The organism is Legionella pneumophila subsp. fraseri (assembly GCF_000586315.1).
GTDB classification, from domain to species: Bacteria; Pseudomonadota; Gammaproteobacteria; order Legionellales; family Legionellaceae; genus Legionella; species Legionella pneumophila_B.
In genome coordinates this window covers 423564-444242 of sequence record NZ_JFIM01000001.1, presented here as the reverse complement: position 1 = coordinate 444242, position 20679 = coordinate 423564, and the positions used below count along the sequence as shown (strand labels likewise).

The window sequence follows — 20679 nt, the reverse complement described above, 5'->3', positions numbered from 1 at the left end:
CCGGAGTATTTTTAAAGAGTAATAAGGGTTTTCAGTGAGATTGCGTTCTAATTGTCGGGCCAATTTAGTAAAATATATTATTTTCTTATGTGGAACTCACGTCTAACATAGGCATTTCAGATTATTTTTTTCTGTGTATAATAATCCGATTTGATAATATCTAGGTTCTAATTTATGAGCTGGCTTAAAAAACTGTTACCATCAAGAATAAGGACAGAGACCTCTCAAAAGAAGGGGGTTCCAGAAGGTTTATGGGTTAAATGTTCTGGTTGTAATGAGGTACTTTACAGTACCGAGTTGGCAAAAAATTTTATGGTTTGCCCATCTTGTAATTTTCATCATCGCATTTCCGCGCGTTTGAGAATTGCCCAATTTCTAGATGAGTCAGGGCAGGAGGAAGTGGCTGCTGGGCTGGAGCCCCAGGACAGATTAAAATTCAGGGATTCCAAAAAATATAAGGATAGAATTTCTCAGGCGCAAAAAGCGACAGGAGAGAAAGAAGCATTAATTGTTGTTAAAGGGTTTTTAATGCAACAACCGGTGGTTGTCAGTGCCTTTGAGTTTAATTTTATGGGCGGCTCCATGGGCGCGACGGTTGGAGAAAAATTTGTAAGGGCAGTGAATGTTGCTGCAACAGAAAAGCGGCCATACATTTGTTTTACTGCCAGCGGTGGTGCTCGTATGCAGGAGGGATTATTTTCTTTAATGCAGATGGCCAAAACATCAGCAGCATTAGCAAAATTTGCTGAAACTGGCTTGCCTTTTATTGTCGTATTAACTGATCCAACGATGGGTGGCGTATCAGCAAGTTTTGGCAGTCTTGGTGATATAATCATTGCTGAACCCAATGCGTTAATTGGTTTTGCTGGGCCAAGAGTCATTGAGCAAACGGTTAGACAAACCTTACCAGAAGGCTTTCAGCGAAGTGAGTTTTTGCTGGAACATGGGCATATTGATATGATAGTTGAGCGTAAACATCTCAGAGCAACTATATCCGAATTGGTTTCCAAATTGACTCATAATGGAGCGGAGAGTTTTTTTGCACACACCATGGAGTGAATGGGACTTAAATCACTGGTTAACTCATCTGGAAACCAGAAATACCCAGGAAATACAGCTTGGTTTGAGCAGGGTTTTGACTGTAGCACAGAAATTAAATTTGCAGCGACCAAATTGCAAGGTAATAACAGTCGCAGGAACAAATGGTAAAGGTTCTACAGTCACGGCACTTGAAACCATCTATCACCAATCAGGTTTTAAAGTTGGCTCCTACACGTCGCCCCATCTTCTGGTGTTTAATGAGCGAATTCGAATTAATCTAACACCAATTCAAGATAAGGATTTATGTAAGGCTTTTTCTGTTATTGAAGAAGCACGTCATCCTACCAATTTAACCTATTTTGAAATGGCAACACTTGCCGCCTTATGGTATTTCAAACAACATGATCTGGATATCATAATTCTTGAAGTAGGCCTTGGCGGGCGACTGGATGCTACAAACATTGTTGATACTGATTTAGCGATTATCACTACTATTGATTTTGATCATCAGAACTTTCTGGGTGACACACTTGAGTTGATAGGGTATCAGAAAGCCGGGATACTAAGGAAAAATAAACCTTTTATCTACGCAGATCTCTCTCCACCAAAAAGTATCGTTGAGGTTGCGACTCAACTGGGAGCATTATCCTATTTATATGGTAAAGACTATTTTTATCAGGAAGAAGCCAACCATTGGGGGGTTACTTGTCTGGGCGAACAATTTGATCAATTGGCCAAGCCAAAAATTCAACTTCGGTCTGCAGCAGCAGCTATAATGGCTTGTCATTTATTGCGAAATGATTTGCCTGTATCCTATGATAGCCTGGAGAAGGCGATGGCGCTCATTTATATCCCAGGGCGATTGCAATTACAAAAAGGAAAGACTAATATTTTGTACGATGTATCTCATAATCCGCAGTCAGTTCGATTACTTGCAGATACGGTAAAAAAAATCAATGCCAAAGGGCAAGTTCATGCGGTTTTCTCTGCTTTAAAGGACAAAGATCTTTATGGATTGCTTATGCCTTTAAAGGATTGTGTTAATCGATGGTATCCTGCACAATTACATAATAAGCGTGCGGTAAGTCAAGAGAAATTGCTTTCTGTATTCAGGGAAGCGGAAATTTTTGCAGAAGTTTGTTATAATGACCCACTTACAGCATTTGAAATGGCATTAAAGCAGGCATCAGAGGAAGATTTAATTATTGTTTATGGTTCATTTTTTACGGTTAGTCATGTAATGGCTGCCCAACATAATCTTTTGGAGCAGAAGGAGAATCAATGAAACTGATAATGGATGAGAAAGTTAAACATCGTTTGGTAGGCTTAGCCGTTATTATTTCATTGGGGGCGATTTTTGCTCCTGCATTAATAAAAAAATCTAACCAAAGCCCTGAAAGTAATTTTAGTGTCAATGTGAAATTACCACCAAAGCCATTGCCTCCTGATGTAGTGATTACCGATGAAAAAGAGGTATTTAAAACTATAAAAGTAGCGAAGGCAGAAATACCACCAATTCCTGTTGAAAAACAATCAAACAGCCTGGTAAAAGCCGAATCCATCACCACTGAAGAAGATAACCTCAGCAGAACATCTAAAATCGCGAAACTGGAAGCGGGAAGAGAAAATCCGATTAAATCAGAGCCAATTAAATTAGCAGTAAATAAAGCGGCGAATGCTACGGCAAAGAAAGTGATAACGCTAGCCGCAGCAAAACCACCTGTAAAAGTATCCCCAGTTGTTACGGCAAAGGTTAATACTAACAAAAAGGGCGGCCAAGTTGTTGCTGCCAGAAAACCGGTACTTAAACGAGATATTTATGCTGTTCAGTTAGCTTCATTTACACAAATAGCCAATGCTCAGGCTTTAGTTAATCGATTACGCAGCAAAGGCTATAAGGCCAACTATCTTAAGTCTAATAGCAGGAATGGGGTGGTTTATAAAGTAGTTGTTGGTCATTCACCTGTCAAGAAAGATATAATTAAATTAAAAACTCAATTAGCTAGCGCCATGCAATTAAATGGCTTTGTTGTGAATACCGGAGTTAGTTAGTTATGCAACTACAATGGGTTGATATAGCAATTGTCGCAATTATCGCTTTATCAGTATTGACTGGCTTGTTTCGTGGTTTTGTAAAGGAACTTGTTGCATTATGCGTATGGGTATTAGCTATTTGGTTAGGTTTTAATTATTCACAAAGCCTCGATCCTTGGTTAAGTTCTTATATACAGGAACAATCAGTACGAACAGTTATTGGATTTATTATTATTCTTTTTGCTACCCTCTTTGTTGGGGGAGTGGTGAATGCAATACTTAGCTTTATCTTAAAACGAGCTGGGTTAAGTGGAACTGATCGAACTTTAGGAATGGGTTTTGGCTTTTTACGTGGAGTTTTTATCGTTGCCCTGATTATGGTTGCAGTCAAAATGACTTCTTTGCCTTATCAGGAGTACTCACAAAAATCTAAACTTTACGCACGATTTGATCCTGTTGTAGCTTTATTATATAGCCATTTGCCTGAATTTATAAAGCAGGTTAAATCTGTTGATAAAACGGAAAACATCATTGATACAGTTCCTGCTTCTTAATGTAATTGTACACCGATTCTGGTAAGTCATTCTTCACATCTTTATGCTGCTTTAATTGTTCTCTGATTCTGGTTGAAGCTATATCATAGCGCCCTGCATTATATAAGCAAATAACACCGGAATGATGATTTAGCAATATATTTTTATCATCATTTCTATACTGGTTAAGAAGAGCTTGCACTGATTCTGCTAAAGGTTGCTGTGAGAACTCTTCTCTGTTAATAACCAGCAAATTGGCCAGAGATATTATTTTTTCCCATTGGTACCACTGCGGTAAATTTAAAAATGCATCGTATCCAATAATCAGAGTTAAGGATGAGTCGGGATATTCCAGTCTGAAACTTTGCAAAGTGTATATCATATAGGAGGGGGTATCTCGCTCTAGTTCTCGGGTATCTATTTTAAAATCCGGGTAAGGTTTGAGCGCCAGTTTTAGCATTTCAACTCTTTGTTCACTGTTGGCACAGGAAGGAGCTTTGATTGTTGGGTTTTTACAAGGTAGAAAATAATAGTAATTAAAGCCAAAATTAGCTTGAATTGCCAAGCTGGTCTTGATATGACCATTATGTACAGGGTCAAATGTTCCACCAAATATTGCTATACTAAGCATGCATCACCCAATAATTGCCCTAAACATAAGGAAAGAGAAACGTTCTCTAAAGCATTCCATACTTGATTATTTGAATTGGATTTGATTCTATCATCAATAGATTGGCAATAGTGATGTAGTTGTTGTAAAAGCAGGATATTTAATCGTTTAATGGCGGATTGATAATAATGAACTCTTTGATTCCAAATTTTTAATTGGCTGGATGCTGTCTTGATATCTATCTTTTGTTGCATTAGAAATAATAATTGTAATAGCGTTCTTATTTCTTGAGTAAGCATCCACAATACTAATGTAATTTCTGTTTTATTATTGGCTGCTTGCCTTAAAATATGAATTGCTTTATCACTATGACCAAGAAGACATGAATCAATCAGTTCAAAAAGAGAGAAATCACATTGATCTGATAAATGTTCAAGAGCCAGGTAAGGGGTAATCAGGCTGCCAGGTGTATTGCTCAAAGCAATTTTTTCAATTACCTGAGCAGTAGCTAGCATATTTCCTTTAGTGTATTGATAAATTAATTCAGGAACATATGGATCAAAAGAGATAGTATTTAATTTTAATTGTTCATGAATCCATCTCTTTATTGCGTCAGAGGTTAGTGGTTGTGCAATGACAACAAGTGTTTGTTCATCATTTGTTAGCCATTGAAGTTGCTTGGCAGTGAGATTAGGGGCTCTGATGATAATATAATTATGAGAATTTGCTGATTTGAGATATTCACCAAGAATTTTTTTCCCCATTGCATCTATCGTTTTTTTATCATAGAAAATGGTTAAAATAACTGTTGGATAAAACAGAGAGTAATTATTTGCCTCCTCCAGAACGACATGCCATTCTTCTGGTGATTGAATAGATAGAATTTTCTCATCACACTCAGATGATTTTTTAAGCATTGATTTTATGTTATTGAGTGCTTCATCAATAAGATAATGATCTTGCCCAATCAGTATGTTAAGATGATGTATTTTTTTTTGTAAAAGCTGAGTAAGAGCTTGTTGATTTATTTGCATATTATGGTCGGTTTAAACGATTAATGATTTGAATAGCGGCATCTCGCCTCATTTCGCTGACTAAAAGAGCTTGTTCTTCATTTGACCCTAATATCCTGTCATTATTGACGGTGAGTTGACGACTCACATTGACTTTTCTGGGGGTTTTAATAATTTGCCCCTTGGGGGTCTGCAACATAAACTCAATGGTTAAGATTAATTGATATTGTCTAGGGTTGGTACTTGCTCCAATGCTGACAATTTGCTGTTGTAAACTAGAGCTATTAATAATTAACCAGTATTTTGCGAGGGATGGATCAGAATTGACATCAATTTTATAGCCTTCCAGCTGAGATTTGAGTATAGAAACCAGTTCTTTATTTCCATCCCTGGAAATGATAGCTACATTGTCAAGCCATTCAGGGACATCAATTGCCCCACGCAAATGAAAACCGCAACCAGTTAGTAGCCAAATCAGTATAAGAGATGTTAAATATTTGTAGATCTGAGTCATTCTTCTTTTAACCTCTCATATTCGCAATTATAGGTAAGGCCACCTATGATTTGAGAAATTTTGTAAAATATTTAGAGATTGCTGGAACGATCCATACATTTTTAACCAATAACCAAGTTGATTAGTTGTCTATGTGGGACAATAATTGCTTTTTTAATGGTATGGTTTACTATAAAGTTGTGAGCATGTTCCTTAGCCGCAGCAATTAACTCTTCTTCGGTAGCATCAGTACTTGCAGTAAATTGAGCTCTGAGCTTTCCATTAACCTGTACAACATAATCTACTTCATCAGTTTTTAGAGCACTTTTATCTACTTTTGGCCAAGGTGCATCGATTATTGCTTTATCAAACCCTAATTGCTGCCAAAGACAATGACAAATATGTGGGGTGATTGGAGCGAGTAGCCTCAGCAATATACTAATGCTTGAGTGTATAAAAAATTTATCATTTTCAGTTTCAATGGAATAATCAGATATTTCATTAAATAACTTCATACAGCCAGAAACAACCGTGTTAAATTGATTCCGGTCATAGTCATGAGTTGCCTGAGCAAGTATTTGATGCACAATATGGCGTGATTTTTTTAAGCGAGATTCTGCTTCCTTCCAATCGACATGGCCATTTCCACTTAAAATACTATCATTGATGTCAATGAGCATGTCTCTATGCTGATGGGAAAAAGCCCAAACTCGTTTTAGAAAACGATGTGCACCTTCGACGCCAGAATCTGACCATTCCAGTGATTGCTCGGGAGGGGATGCAAACATGACAAATAAGCGAGCAGTATCGGCTCCGTAGGTATTGATAAGGTGGTTTGGATCAACCACATTACCTAATGATTTTGACATTTTATGCCCATCTTTTAAAACCATACCCTGAGTTAATAAAGCTTTAAAAGGTTCATCGGAATTGACTAATCCTTCATCGCGCATCAATTTATGAAAAAAGCGAGCATATAGCAGATGCATCACAGCATGTTCAATTCCACCTATGTATTGGTCCACTGGTGTCCAATATTTAGCTCGGTCATCAAGCATGGCATTTTCTTGACCTTTGCAAGCAAAGCGAGCATAGTACCATGAGGATTCAATAAAGGTGTCAAACGTATCCGTTTCTCGGGCTGCATCCTGGCCACATTTTGGACATGTTACGTTAACAAATTCTTTGCATTGTGCAAGTGGTGAGCCGGTACCGGTAAAATCAACATTTTCTGGTAGAACAACAGGTAATTCTTCATCAGGGACTGGAACAATACCGCATTGTTCACAGATTATCATGGGGATAGGAGTTCCCCAGTATCTTTGTCTGGAAACGCCCCAATCTCTTAGGCGATAATTAATAGTAGCTTTGCCAGCATCATTTTCTTCCAGAAAATTTGTGATAATTTGAACAGCTTTATTAGAGGGTAGATCATCAAACTGATTCGAGTTAATCAGGATTCCCTCTTCAGTATAAGCTGATTGATTAAAGTCATGCTCAATATCTACAGGTTTGATTACTTGTTTAACGGGTAATTGGTATTTTTGTGCAAATTCCCAATCGCGCTGATCATGCGCAGGAACTGCCATGACTGCACCAGAACCATATTGCATTAAAACAAAATTAGCTACCCATATGGGTAATTCTTTACCTGTTACAGGATGGATTGCAGTCATTCCAGTGTCAATCCCTCTTTTTTCCATAGTTGCTAGCTCTGCTTCAGCTATCTTAATTCCTTGACAACTATCGAGGAATTCTTGAACTCTTTTATTGTTAGAAGCTGCTTCTTTTGCTAATGGATGATCCGTTGCTACAGCAAGATAGGTTGCTCCCATCAGCGTATCTGGGCGAGTAGTGTAAATTTTCAATCGTTTAGGATAATTATTTACATTGAAATAAATTTCTGTGCCTATGGATTTCCCAATCCAATTGCGTTGCATTTGTTTTACTTGCGCAGGCCATTCATCCAAATCGTCTAAAGAGCTTAAAAGCTCATCAGCATAGGAGGTAATTTTAATAAACCATTGAGAAATTTCCTTGCGCTCAACCAACGCACCTGAACGCCACCCACGACCGTCAACTACCTGTTCATTAGCCAGTACTGTTTGATCAACAGGATCCCAGTTTACAACGGCGTTCTTCTTATAAACCAACCCTTTTTCAAATAAACGAATAAAAAACCATTGCTCCCAGCGATAATATTCGGGGTCGCAGGTAGTAATTTCTCTTTTCCAGTCATAAGCATTTCCCAGACGTAGAAATTGTTCTTTCATGGCGGCAATGTTTTTCCTGGTCCATTCTGCCGGAGGAATTTTATTCTTGATGGCGGCATTTTCGGCAGGCAATCCAAAAGCATCCCAGCCTATAGGTTGCAAGACATTTTTCCCCAATGCCCTCTGATATCGGGCTATGACGTCACCGAGAGTATAGTTTCTCACATGCCCCATATGCAAGGTGCCACTGGGATAGGGAAACATGGATAAGCAATAAAACTTTTCTTTGTTTAAATCTTCAGTAACATTAAATGATTGCTTCTTATGCCAATATTGTTGTGCTTGTTCTTCAACTTCTTGGGGGTTATAGGTATTATCCATAGGCCAATAAATTTAATAACACGGAACTGCTAAGGATAACCCCTCTTGCCTTTGCCAGCAATAGATTATTTTTCTGTAAATCGCTTAATATTTAAAAATGCAACAAAAAGAGCAAATATTGAGCAAAAAATAAAGGCAGGATAGTCACTCCAAATTATCCAGGGGGTGATACCATTTGCAGGAAAAATATCCGTTTGTAGTATTCCTGAATTAAAAGCGGGCAGCCCTTCAACGATGGCTCCATGATCGTTAATTACTGACGAGAGTCCATCATTATTCACAAGGATTTGGTATCGTCCTGTAAGTAATGACAGCATTTGAGCCATTTGTAATTGCTGGTAGCTTGCCAGAGAATGGCCAAACCAGCCATTGTCACTTATAGAGACTATCCATTGAGCTGCAGGCATTTGTGACCTCAAGATATTGGGGTAAGCTATTTCATAGCAAATTAGGCTGGCAATGGGATGATTGGCAATATTAATTAATGGCTGATTTGATCTGCCGGGAATAACATTAGGCTCTGGAAGATTGAGCCAACGATTAATGGGGATAAAAGGTTTCGGTATATATTCTCCAAATGGCACCAATTGGCGTTTTATATAGGCACCGGTTGCTTCTCCCAAACTAATGATGGAATTGTAAAAATTGGTTTCATCATGATTTGTAGGTTGCAAGATTCCCAGAATTAAACTGCTTTTGGCTTTCAATGCTTTTTCATGCAGTTTCTGTAGGTAATCTTCAACATAACTTGCTGGCAATGGTATAGCAGATTCAGGTAGAACAATTAAATTTTTTCCTAGCAGCTTATCCGTTTTATTTTCATAGTATTTTAATAAATTCCAAAAGAGAGTTTCGTCCCACTTGTCTCTCATTGAAAGATTGGGCTGGATTGCGCCAACGGAAATAGGTTCTTTCTTAATTTCTGTCCAATGTACACTTTTCCCGAGGGATGGTGTAATAAGTATCAATATAAAAATGCTAAGGTAGTAATAGCGTTTAATTGTATTATCTTTGATTATCAGAACCAGTAGAGTGCTCAAAAAAGAACATAGTAATCCAAGTCCATAAACACCAACTACTGGTGCGATATATCTCAATGGTGTATCGATTTGGGTTACACCAATTAATAACCAGGGGAATCCTGTAAAAAGCTTGGAACGTATGAATTCACTCAGGCACCAAAGGGTACTAAACAAAAGCATCCGTGTTAATAAATTGCACTTGGGTGAAAGTAATTTAAATAAATAACCGACTATTCCAGGAAATAGAGAAAGATACATGATAAACAATAAAGTGATAATGCCAGCAAGAAGGTAATCAAGCTGCCCATAGTCGTGGATACTGATAATTACCCATGATACTCCAAAGCCAAAATATCCTAGCCCATAAAAGAAACCAAGAGTGAATCCTTGCTTAACAGTGCATTGAAGAACTTCAGAAAATAAAATGGCCAGACTCACAATCGTTAATCCTGGCAGATGGAAAGGTGCAAACCCCAAAGGGGCTAATAAACCCGCTAAAAATACAGCAACGAACTTTGAATATTGGTTTAATGTTGATGTGTGTATTATTGTGGAATGTGTCAAAGCAGCTTGCTTCATATTGCAACTAAACTGATTAAAGTGGTCAAGATAAATGAGTAAGGCAAATAGGTCAAGTGATATCAAGAATTGCTGCATTGATCATGCTATGGGTCTATCTAATCGCTGATAATTTGTGTAGGATTATCAAGTTTTACAAAGGAGAAGGATTGTATGTACAACGTAATGATTACTGGTGCTGGAAAAATAGGCAGCCTAATTGCTTGTCTACTGGCCGATAGTGGGTCTTATCAGGTTCATTTGGCCGATCTGGAATTTAATGGTTCTGATGTGACAAGATTATTAACCGCACTGCCTGAGATTAAAACGGTTGCATTGGATGTTAAAGATGAACAATCGACTCAAGCCTATTTGCAAAAGCATAATATTATCGCAGTGATTTCGAGTCTTCCTTATTTTTTAAATACTCATGTTGCCAGAGCCGCAAAGGCTGCCAAAGCTCATTATTTTGACTTGACGGAAGATACCTCTGTAACAGAGGCTGTGAAAGCTATTGCTGAAAATGCCGAGACCGCTTTTGTTCCTCAATGTGGATTGGCCCCGGGTTTTATCAGTATTGCGGCCAATAGTTTAATGCAGGAATTTGAGCAGTGCCATCATGCCAGATTAAGGGTTGGAGCATTGCCTCAGCGTGCTAATAATGCGCTTCATTATTCATTAACCTGGTCCACCGATGGGGTTATTAATGAATATGGCAATCCTTGTTATGGCATAGAAGGCGGAAAAGATGTGGTTATGGCTCCACTGGAAGGGTTGGAATCAATTCAAATTGATGGTTGTGAATATGAAGCGTTCAACACTTCTGGCGGTTTGGGAAGTTTGGCTGAACTTTATGCTGGAAAAGTGCAGTCCATGAATTACAAAACCATGCGTTATCCAGGCCATTGTAAAAAAATGCGTTTTTTAATGAATGACTTACGATTAAATGAAGATCGAGGGACATTAAAAAGAATACTGGAAAATGCAATTCCAAAAACATACCAGGATATCGTGATAGTTTATGTTACGGTTGAGGGTATTAAGCAAGGCGAATTAACTGAAAAAAGTTATGTTAAGAAAATTTACCCTGAAGTAATTCGAGATTTGGAGTGGTCAGCTATTCAGGTCAGTACAGCCTCAGGTGTATGCGCTGTTGTTGATTTGGTATTGGGACAGGGGAATGAATATAAAGGGCTTATTTTGCAAGAAAAATTTAAATTGTCTCATGTGCTGGAAAATCGCTTCGGCAAATATTATGCCTAGGAGAATCTTATGGATTTATTGCAACGTTTAAATATTAAATCAGTAAACCCCGGAGCTTTTAGTGGACATGGCTGGCACAGTGACAACCATGCCCATACTCTGGAGTCCTTCAATCCCAGTACTGGAAATAAACTTGCTGAAATAGCTACTTGTACTATGGATGATTATGAGCAGGTTATGCGACGAGCGGAGCAAGCAGCACAAGCCTGGAAAAAAGTGCCAGCTCCAAAGCGGGGTGAAATCATCAGGCAAATAGGACAGGCGCTAAGAGAAAAAAAAGACAGTCTGGGAAGTCTTGTATCATTGGAAATGGGTAAGTCTAAACAGGAAGGTGATGGTGAAGTTCAGGAAATGATTGATATCGCTGATTTTGCAGTGGGGCAATCTCGTATGTTGTATGGCAATTCCATGCATTCGGAACGACCTAATCACCGGATGTATGAGCAATGGCATCCATACGGAATTGTAGGGGTGATTTCAGCATTTAATTTTCCTGTTGCTGTATGGTCCTGGAATGCTTTTTTATCAGCTATTTGTGGCAATGTTACCATATGGAAGCCGTCAGCAAAAACCCCACTCTGTGCTGTGGCAGTGCAACATATTTGTAACCAGGTGTTGAAAGAAAATAATTGTCCTGAAATATTTGGCTTGGTAATCCCCAAAACTCATGATGTGGTTGAAGCCATGGTAGATGATAAGCGAATACAGCTTATATCTTTTACAGGCTCCACCGCGGTTGGAAAGCAAGTAGCAGCAAAAGTTGCTGCCAGACTTGGCAAAAGTATTCTGGAGTTGGGAGGTAATAACGGCATCATCCTCGATGAGTCTGCTGATTTGAACTTGGCTATTCCTGCCATAGTATTCGGTGCTGTCGGTACTGCGGGTCAACGTTGCACTACTACGAGACGCCTGTTTGTCCATGAATCAAAATACCAGGATGTTATCAAAAGGTTAAGGCATGCTTATGAGCAGATAACTATTGGAGACCCACTTGATACACGAAATTTAATGGGGCCTTTGATTGACCAGCAAGCTGTTGAACAGTTTAAAAAAGCAATAAATAGAATTAAAGCAGCAGGAGGTCAAATTGTTTATGGTGGAGAAGTATTAAAACAAGCCGGCTCCTTTGTTCAGCCTACTTTAGTTTGTGATGTAAAAAACGATTGGGATATTGTGCAGGAAGAAACTTTTGCTCCTATTCTATATGTTATGTCTTATAGGACACTGGATGAGGCTATTGCTTTACACAATGGTGTTCCCCAGGGGCTTTCGTCGGCCTTATTCACCCAAAATTTAAAAAATGCAGAGCTTTTTCTCAGTGCCTGTGGAAGTGATTGCGGTATTGCCAATATTAATATTGGTACGTCAGGGGCTGAAATTGGAGGTGCTTTCGGAGGCGAAAAAGAAACTGGTGGTGGACGTGAATCAGGTTCAGATAGCTGGAAAGCGTATATGAGGCGACAAACCAATACAATTAATTGGGGAGATGAATTGCCCTTGGCTCAGGGTATTCGTTTTAATTTAAGTTAAGATGTAGAAAGGAGCAAGAGCATTAGGTTATTGCTCCTTTTAGCCAATGGTAAATGCCTGTTACCTATAAATCTCACTCATAGAGGCATCAATCGATTATTAACAAGAGGATAATAACAATGCAGGAGCCTTTTTTCATTAAAAAAGTTGCGGTTTTAGGGGCTGGCGTTATGGGTGCTCAAATTGCAGCACACTGCGTTAATGCCGGAATAGAGACTTTACTTTTTGATTTAGCTGGCAAAGAAGAGCCTAAAAATAGTTTGGTCGACAAAGCCATTGCCAACTTAGGTAAACTAAAACCAACTCCTCTTGCAACCCCGCAAACCAGTGAGTTATTACAAGCAAAAAATTATGCAGAAAATCTGGAGGAGTTATCTTCTTGTGATTTAGTCATAGAGGCAATAGCGGAGCGTTTGGATTGGAAAGAGGACTTATACAAGCAAATTTCACCTCATTTGTCTGATAAAACAATTTTAGTTAGTAATACATCAGGGCTAAGTATCAATAAGTTATGTGACGTATTGCCCGCTCAGCATAGATCCAATTTTTGTGGGGTCCATTTTTTTAATCCACCGCGTTACATGCATTTGGCAGAACTAATACCTGCCAATAGCACAGCATCTAATTTGCTCGATTATTTGGAAACATGGTTAACCGAGTACTTGGGCAAAGGGGTTGTAAGGGCAAAAGACACTCCCAATTTTATCGCAAATCGAATAGGAGTCTTTTCATTATTAACCACCTTGCATCACACTTTGGCCATGAATATGGGTATTGATGAAGTGGATGCCTTGACTGGGCCTTTATTAGGAAGACCCAAATCCGCAACTTTTCGTACTATGGATGTGGTTGGTTTGGATACTATGCAACACGTTATCAACACCATGCAGTCTCAATTAACTGACGATCCATGGCATAAAATGTTTAGTCTTCCAGACTGGTTGAGTGGTTTAATTAAAGAAGGTCATTTAGGACAAAAATCCGGCCAAGGAATTTATCGAAAAATTGGTAAAGTAATAGAAGTTTATGATATCCAAACGGGTCAATACAGACCTTCTCGAGCAGAAGTGAGTGATGAACTGCAAGCTATAATGCGTATTATGGATCCTGAAGCTCGAATGAAGAGTTTAATGACATCAAGTAATAAACAAGCCCAATTTTTGGCAGCCTGCTTTAGAGATTTATTCCATTACTGTGCGTATCATTTAGAAGAGATTGCTGACAACGTAAGAGATGTCGATCTGGCAATTCGTTGGGGCTTCGGATGGTCACAAGGGCCATTTGAAACCTGGCAGCTTTCTGAGTTACACAGTGTGACTCGACAAATTGATCAATCAATACTGGATAATACGGCACTATCAAGTGCAAAACTACCTGAGTGGTTATATGAAATAAAGGAATTTTACACACGAGAAGGTGCTTTTTCGCCCAGTAAAAACAATTACCAGGCCAGAAGTCAGCTGCCTGTTTACCATAAACAATTTTTTCATGACAGGGTATTAAAGGAATCACATCATCCTGTCCATGTTATTTATGAAAATGAGGGTGTTTGTTTATGGTACTTAAAAGATGATGTGGCTGTGATTAGTTTTAAAAGCAAAGCCAATACCATTGGTCAATCTGTTCTCGATGGCATAGAGGCTGCTTTGGATATCGCAGAAAGGGATTACAAGGGATTAATTATTTATCAACAAGATGCGTCTAATTTTAGTTCAGGAGCCGATTTACGTGGCGTTTCCAAATTATTAGCAGATGGAACAATTCAAGCTCTTGAGCATATGGTAGAGCAATTTCAACGGGTAGCAATGCGCTTGAAATATTGCTTAATTCCAACAGTAGCTGCTTTAAGAGGTCGTGCATTAGGAGGTGGTTGTGAATTAATGATGCATTGTGATTCTATTGTTGCTGCTTTTGAATCTTATCCTGGTTTAGTTGAGGCTGGAGTAGGTGTTATACCTGCTGGTGGTGGTTGTAAAGAGCTGGCTATGCGTTCAGCGCAGCAAGCCCAACAAGCTGATCTATTGACTTTTATATTGCCAGTTTTTCAACAAATAGCAACTGGAAAAGTAGCCGCAAGTGCGGTGGAAGCCAGAAATATGGGGTATCTGCGTCCGTCTGATACTATCGTGATGCATGCCGATGAGGTTTTGTACGCATCTTTAGAGAAAATCAAAGCACTGCGAGCAGCTAATTATCTTCCTCCTATGAAAATACAACGACTTAAAGTGGCAGGTATTGAGGTGCATGCCCGATTGCAATCCGGTTTAGTGAATTGGTTAGAAGGTGGATTTATATCACAACATGATTATTTTATAGCCAATGAGTTGGCGAAAGTGTTGTGTGGTGGAGATGTCAATCATGGAACCTTGGTTGATGAACAATGGATGCTAAAGTTGGAAAGAGAAGCATTCATAAAACTTGCCAATACTCCATTAACCCAAGCCAGAATCAGCCATCTGTTAGAGACTGGTAAACCACTGCGCAATTAAGCAAGGAGAAATAGGATGACTGACGTATATATAGTTGACGTATTACGTACACCAGTAGGCAAAGCGCCAAGGGGTGTTTTTAAAAACACATTACCTGATGATTTATTGGCTCATACTATAAAATGTTTAATTCATAGGCATCAAACCCTCGATTGGCAAGAGATAGCCGATGTAGTAATAGGTTGTGCAATGCCAGAAGCGGAACAAGGTATGAATGTTGCTAGAATTGCTTCTTTATTGGCTGATCTTCCGAAGTCTGTTCCAGCAATGACTATTAATCGTTTTTGCTCATCTGGTGTACAAAGTATAGTTACTGCAGCAGATACTATCCGTAATCAAGAGGCTCATTTAGCATTAGGTGGCGGTGTTGAAAGTATGTCCATGGTACCTATGGGTGGAAACAAGTACACCGCAAATCCATCCATTTTTAATGATGAGCACGTTGCTATAGCTTATGGTATGGGCATTACAGCAGAAAACGTTGCCAAACGTTGGGAAATTACTCGAGAGCAACAGGATGAATTCGCCATAGAAAGCCATAAAAAAGCAATTGCAGCGCAGGAGAGGCTGGATTTCAACGCTGAAATAAGTCCTATCGAAATATCAGTTAGATGTCCTGATCTGAATACTTCAAAGGTTGAAATAAAGAAAAAATTGATCAACAAGGACGAAGGGCCTAGAGCAGATACCTCTTATGAAGCTATTTCTAAATTAAAACCCGTATTTTCTTTAAAAGGGACAGTGACCGCAGGAAATAGTTCTCAGATGAGTGACGGAGCCGGAATTGCATTATTAGCCAGTGAGAAGGCTTTAAAACAGTATAATTTAAAACCTTTGGGACGTTTAATGAGCTATGCTGTTGCGGGAGTGCCGCCTGAAATTATGGGCATTGGACCTGTGATGGCAATTCCTATCGCATTAAAGCGCGCTGGTATTACTTTGGATCAATTGGATTGGATTGAATTGAATGAAGCTTTTGCTGCACAAGCTTTAGCTGTTATTAAAGACCTTGATTTGCCCAGAGACAAAGTTAACCCGCTAGGTGGAGCTATTGCCCTGGGACATCCTTTGGGAGCAACAGGAACAATAAGAACAGCTACTTTACTTCATGGATTAAGGAGAACAAAAGGACGCTACGGTATGGTAACCATGTGTATTGGAACCGGAATGGGGGCTGCTGCGATATTTGAAGCGCTATAATTTAATTCAATCTATAATGTTAGCGGGCACCAAGTTTTGCTTGGCGCCCCGAACTGGTTAGTATCATCGGATTTGAACTACTATACATAATTCAATTTTTTAATAGCCTTACTATCCCACTTTCTTCTTTTATATTTCCTTGTTCCGTCAGCCAGCCTAGATCTTGCATAACTTTCAATGTGCGATACCCTGTTTTTTTAGTTGAATGGTTTTGCGCATATTCTATGAGTTTTTCTAAAGTTGCGTGTTCAAAATCTACATTACTGCGAGAAAAAAAACCATATAGACCTAAATAAGATTGTCTATCTTTGTTCAGCTGTAACAAATAAGCTTGTTTGAAAGCACTTATTGCTTGTTCTTGAGTTACATATATTTGTCGAGGAAACCAATCTTTTTTTAGTTTGCTTAAAGGGACTGCCAGTATTTTCGGATTAGGCTGTAAAGGTGGTTTGGCATAGAGCATGGATTCGTTTTGAAAGTCGTGATGTGTAATCGTATGTGTAATTAAAGAGGCAATCAATTCACCTCCTTCATCACTAGGTTCAATTTGAGCTTTATATAATTTGCTATTTCGATAATCAAAACTACTAGCAAGATCAATAATGGCCAAAGAGTTGTCACCAAGTTCATTGAAAATGTTTCGATATACTTTTGCCATTAGTTTATGGAGAAGGTTTAACGCCTGTTATTCATATTTAGAATTTAAACCAAATACAGAATAGTACATTATTTGTAAATAGGATAAAAAACCATGAGAAACCGTTCCGTGATGAAAAAGTTTATCCATTAAAAAATAAATTAGATAAAGGTCGTTTTCTACATAGGGTGTGTATTGCAATACTATACTTAATTTTGCATTAGGTTGAACTTTTCTGATTTCTTTCACAACTTGAATATAGTTCTTTATTATGTGATTTATCAATTGCTCAATAGCTTTTGGTCTCTCTTCTGGAGCCATAAAAATTAGCTTACTTAACTGAATGCGAAAATCATTACCCAAAACACTCAAAACTATATGTTCAACATCCTGTTCATTTTCTAATGCCTTAAGCGGTTCAAAATATTTGTGGATATGCTGGGATGAAGTCACGGCACAGTCTTTATATTCTCCATATAAGATTGAGTCAGTTGTAAATCCGTCAACAGCGAAATTAAGAATTTCCATTTTTGGTAATTGACGTCTTAAGTGATCAGTTACAGTGGCTTTATTTGGCACCCAATTAAAATTATCAAGAGTGGAGTCTCCTAATAAAATTAATTTTGGCATAACTTATTACCTCCCACTATTATTAAATAGATGTGTTTTTCTTTGAGAAGCTATGGATTCCACTTGTTTTAACAAAATAATTTTTTCTAGAACACTCTCAAACATGAAACCCCCGAGTAGTTAAATCACATGAAAAGAATAATTAGATAATTATTTTGCTTTATATACGTACCACACGTTCATTTTCTCCTTCTATTTCATGTGTTGAGTCCATGTTTTCTTCATCTTCAATAGAGGAACTCATGGATGGTTCTTGCATGGGGGCAGTAGTTAATTCTGTTTTATCAGTAGATGTAACTTCTTCTACCAACTCATCAATTTCGCCCCTTGTCTTAGGCGCGAATTTCTGACTACGTGCTACCGATTGGTTACAGCAATCATAAAATTTCTGTTTTAGTGCTTCATCATCACTTTGTGATACAAATTTCAGGACGGCATTATGTGCTTTTTCACTCAATACAACAATTTTCCCAGGATTTTCCTTTAATTGTGATTCAAATTCTTCTATCATTTTTTGAGGTGATTTTTGAAATTCCACTGTAATCGTATTTTCATCAATTTTTGATTTTATTTTACTATTAACCAATCCAGCTAATGCGGTATTAGAATAACTACCTTCCTTTTCAGCTACTTTTTTACTACCTACGGAAACAGTAATCTCATCAGTGCTTTCAGGCTTTTGTTTAAATAAATTTGCTATAAATTTAAATGGCTTGGCTATCGTTTCAGCAATGACTTCCACGCCTTTTTGTATTGCTGCTAAAGGAGCTAATACTATCATTGCAGGCAGGGCCATGAGAGTTAATCCGACTTTTAATCCAGTAGAATTGAGACTATAGACGAGATTTAAAGTATTTAAAATATCATTAAAACCTTGTTTGGGATTCAGCAAAGAGCCAATAATAATGCCTGGTGTTTTGGCTAAACCAACCAGTACACCAAGAGCTAGGCCGGCATTTTGCTTTTGAGGCTTCAGGATCCATGTATATTGACATGGCATATCCTAATGCTCTGTCTAATGGACTTGCAGTAACTAATGGTGTAAAAATGTTACTTTTTTTCCCTTCATTAATGGTTTTACTTGTTAGTTTGGCATTTTCTAATACCTGCTGTGGTGTTCCAAAAAAACCTAAGGCACGTGTTCCCATTATTGAATGCAATAATGGATCATGTTGTGCTCCTGCAGATAATACTTCTATTGAAGTAAGTGAGCAGTTATTAGTGTGTAAATTGAATTCCTTTTTTTCTGGACCGGCTACAAGCTCATGCATTTTTTTTAACATGGCTTCTGGATGTAACCCTCTCTTACCATTTACGGCTAAAGGTAAAGATACTTGATGATGAGGTGGTAAACCAACTACCATATAAGCACTGGAATTTTCACTGTAAAATTGAGAAAATTCCTGTATTTTTATTAACTCTTCTTGTGCCTTTTTTGCTTCTTTACTTAGAGATTCTTCTTGTTCTGGCAACTGTTCCTTTTCTTTTACAAGCTCGGGACGAGTTGAATTTATTTTACTTACGAGTGCTTTTACTGAGGATTCTGATATAACTTGACATGGAGAGTCAAGTTTGGTTTTCCACATTTTTACAGAAGAATTGAGAGTTTCTTCAAGTTCAGATGATAATTTTACTCCTGATTCTTTATGACTTCTCAATTGTTCTTGAAGATCGGTTAACTTTTGGATTTCTGGATCAGGTTTGGATATATCTTTCTTGGCAGAATTAACCTCTTCAACATCAATGCCTTCTTCCCATAGAGCTTCTTCCAGTCCTTCTTCATCATCTTTATATTGCTCACATAATTCTTCGTATTTTTTAATTAAATTAAGATTTCTCTCATTTTTTTCTCTTGTTTGCTAGCAAGCTCATTTTTTAATTCATCAATATGATCGATCAAATTTTCAATGGACTTAGGTGACAATGTACCATTTTCTAGTTCTAAGTCCTCTTTTAAAAAAGGTAAGGCAGACATCAGTTCGTCAATTTCAGCTGTATAAGGCATGGGTTCAGATGTATTTCCCTCCAGCTTATGAAGTAAATTATCCATTTTTTCAAGTTGAGTGTTTACTTCTTCCATTTTTTTACGTACTTGATTTAACTTATATTCAAAATCGTAATAAACATCTTCAACTTTACTTTTAACTTGTGTTGAATCTATCTCTTTTTTAGCTTCAGAGAGTTCAGTTTCTAATTCCAATTTCCGTTCTGTCAGGCGGTTTGTTAAATATTCTCGCATTGCTTCTAAGTTTGTTGGATCTACTCCATTGTCTTTGGTTTCATCAAGCAATTTTTCTACATTAATGCCTAAGTTTTTAAACATTAGCTCCATTGAAGGGCTCATTTTTGTATGAGGCATATCATCAATTTTGCTTTGTAATAGTTTTACTACATTTAGTTTTTCTTCAATTGCATGAATTTTATGATCACGTGTAATCCTTTCCAGTTCACTGGTAGGGATATCCCTTTGATGTATAATTAACGTAGGAGCATAGTCCATTTTTCTGGATCCTAATTTACCCCTATGCACCCTTTGCTCAGGTTGCAAATATTCTTTCCATTCCTTGTTGTATTCAACATGTTTTCCCTCTCTTTCCCAAACCATATCATCATCTCTATTCTGTAATCTTCCTGGCCACCAACTCCAATCTATGTCAAAATAAACTTGTTCATAAGCCTTCTCGTTGGTAGTTACAAGGTTCCCATTTGAATCGTATTGGGCTTTCCTCGTAACTTGTGTTTTTATTTGGGGTGCTATGTTTTAATTTAAATTAATAACTTCGAGTCTAATTAAGTTTGATATTTATAAGATGTGCTTAAAAATTTATCAGGAAGATCCAGGTAAAGAATTATGTCAGAAATAGTGTTTATTCGATGACTGGGGGATTGTTAGTTTTTTCTATAGTTTTAAGAAAATCTCCATCTTATATATTTCATTGCCATAAAATATGTTTAACTTTAATCGATGGAATATAGTATTTATTAAGATTAAGATATTTTGTTTTCGATTATGTGTCTGGCTTGTTTTATAT

At 37.8% G+C, this 20679-nt stretch carries 15 protein-coding genes and 1 pseudogene; 8 read left to right on the top strand and 8 right to left on the bottom strand.

Annotated features, from left to right (window positions below):
- The first annotated feature begins 174 nt into the window (after nt 1-174).
- Genes accD through CC34_RS0101965 form a run of 4 tightly spaced genes read left to right on the top strand, consistent with a single transcriptional unit; the run spans nt 175 to nt 3629 of the window.
- Nucleotides 175-1059, top strand: coding sequence for an acetyl-CoA carboxylase, carboxyltransferase subunit beta (gene accD, locus CC34_RS0101980; protein WP_027226854.1), 885 nt, complete (start codon nt 175-177; stop codon nt 1057-1059).
- Nucleotides 1040-2326, top strand: a complete 1287-nt coding sequence (gene folC / locus CC34_RS0101975; RefSeq protein WP_028378526.1) for a bifunctional tetrahydrofolate synthase/dihydrofolate synthase — start codon at nt 1040-1042, stop codon at nt 2324-2326. The genes accD and folC overlap by 20 nt, the downstream gene beginning before the upstream one ends.
- Nucleotides 2323-3093 carry an SPOR domain-containing protein gene (locus CC34_RS0101970; protein WP_028378527.1) on the top strand — a complete coding sequence of 257 codons (771 nt, stop codon included), beginning with the start codon at nt 2323-2325 and terminating at the stop codon, nt 3091-3093. The genes folC and CC34_RS0101970 overlap by 4 nt, the downstream gene beginning before the upstream one ends.
- Nucleotides 3094-3095: 2 nt before the next feature.
- Complete coding sequence (locus tag CC34_RS0101965; protein WP_027221530.1) at nt 3096-3629, top strand: CvpA family protein; 534 nt, start codon at nt 3096-3098, stop codon at nt 3627-3629.
- Here the strand turns inward: CC34_RS0101965 and nadD are convergent.
- From nadD to lnt, 5 genes are all read right to left on the bottom strand, one after another.
- The gene (nadD, locus tag CC34_RS0101960) at nt 3604-4239 is read right to left on the bottom strand and encodes a nicotinate-nucleotide adenylyltransferase (protein WP_028378528.1); all 636 of its coding nucleotides are present in this window, start codon (nt 4237-4239) and stop codon (nt 3604-3606) included. The two genes, CC34_RS0101965 and nadD, sit on opposite strands and share 26 nt — an antisense overlap.
- Complete coding sequence (gene holA / locus CC34_RS0101955; protein WP_028378529.1) at nt 4227-5252, bottom strand: DNA polymerase III subunit delta; 1026 nt, start codon at nt 5250-5252, stop codon at nt 4227-4229. Before holA ends, nadD begins: the two co-directional genes overlap by 13 nt.
- 1 nt (nt 5253) lies before the next feature.
- The gene (locus CC34_RS0101950) at nt 5254-5745 is read right to left on the bottom strand and encodes an LPS-assembly lipoprotein LptE (protein ID WP_027226859.1); all 492 of its coding nucleotides are present in this window, start codon (nt 5743-5745) and stop codon (nt 5254-5256) included.
- Between the two features lie 101 nt (nt 5746-5846).
- Nucleotides 5847-8318, bottom strand: coding sequence for a leucine--tRNA ligase (leuS, locus tag CC34_RS0101945; protein WP_027226860.1), 2472 nt, complete (start codon nt 8316-8318; stop codon nt 5847-5849).
- Between the two features lie 65 nt (nt 8319-8383).
- A complete protein-coding gene (gene lnt / locus CC34_RS0101940) occupies nt 8384-9919 on the bottom strand; it encodes an apolipoprotein N-acyltransferase (protein WP_028378530.1) in 1536 nt (511 codons plus the stop codon).
- Between the two features lie 153 nt (nt 9920-10072).
- Between lnt and CC34_RS0101935 the strand changes: the two genes are divergently transcribed.
- From CC34_RS0101935 to CC34_RS0101920, 4 genes are all read left to right on the top strand, one after another.
- On the top strand, nt 10073-11161 hold the full coding sequence (locus CC34_RS0101935) for a saccharopine dehydrogenase family protein (protein ID WP_028378531.1): 1089 nt from the start codon (nt 10073-10075) through the stop codon (nt 11159-11161).
- Between the two features lie 9 nt (nt 11162-11170).
- Nucleotides 11171-12691 (top strand): L-piperidine-6-carboxylate dehydrogenase, encoded by a 1521-nt coding sequence (amaB, locus tag CC34_RS0101930; RefSeq protein WP_027226863.1) that lies wholly within the window; start codon nt 11171-11173, stop codon nt 12689-12691.
- A gap of 119 nt (nt 12692-12810) precedes the next feature.
- A complete protein-coding gene (locus tag CC34_RS0101925) occupies nt 12811-15180 on the top strand; it encodes a 3-hydroxyacyl-CoA dehydrogenase/enoyl-CoA hydratase family protein (protein WP_028378532.1) in 2370 nt (789 codons plus the stop codon).
- A gap of 15 nt (nt 15181-15195) precedes the next feature.
- Nucleotides 15196-16380 carry an acetyl-CoA C-acyltransferase gene (locus tag CC34_RS0101920; protein WP_027226865.1) on the top strand — a complete coding sequence of 395 codons (1185 nt, stop codon included), beginning with the start codon at nt 15196-15198 and terminating at the stop codon, nt 16378-16380.
- Nucleotides 16381-16471: 91 nt separating this feature from the next.
- Here CC34_RS0101920 and CC34_RS1000000117285 read toward each other — a convergent pair whose 3' ends face one another.
- The 3 genes and pseudogenes from CC34_RS1000000117285 to CC34_RS01000000116090 form a co-directional block, all read right to left on the bottom strand.
- Nucleotides 16472-17038: a hypothetical protein gene (locus tag CC34_RS1000000117285; RefSeq protein ID WP_229309751.1), complete on the bottom strand. Its 567-nt coding sequence runs from the start codon at nt 17036-17038 to the stop codon at nt 16472-16474.
- Between the two features lie 27 nt (nt 17039-17065).
- Nucleotides 17066-17647 carry an SGNH/GDSL hydrolase family protein gene (locus tag CC34_RS1000000117280; RefSeq protein ID WP_229309753.1) on the bottom strand — a complete coding sequence of 194 codons (582 nt, stop codon included), beginning with the start codon at nt 17645-17647 and terminating at the stop codon, nt 17066-17068.
- A 160-nt stretch (nt 17648-17807) separates the two neighbouring features.
- Nucleotides 17808-20405 (bottom strand): annotated as a pseudogene (locus tag CC34_RS01000000116090) (Dot/Icm T4SS effector SidG); the annotation flags it as partial.
- Nucleotides 20406-20679: the final 274 nt, after the last annotated feature.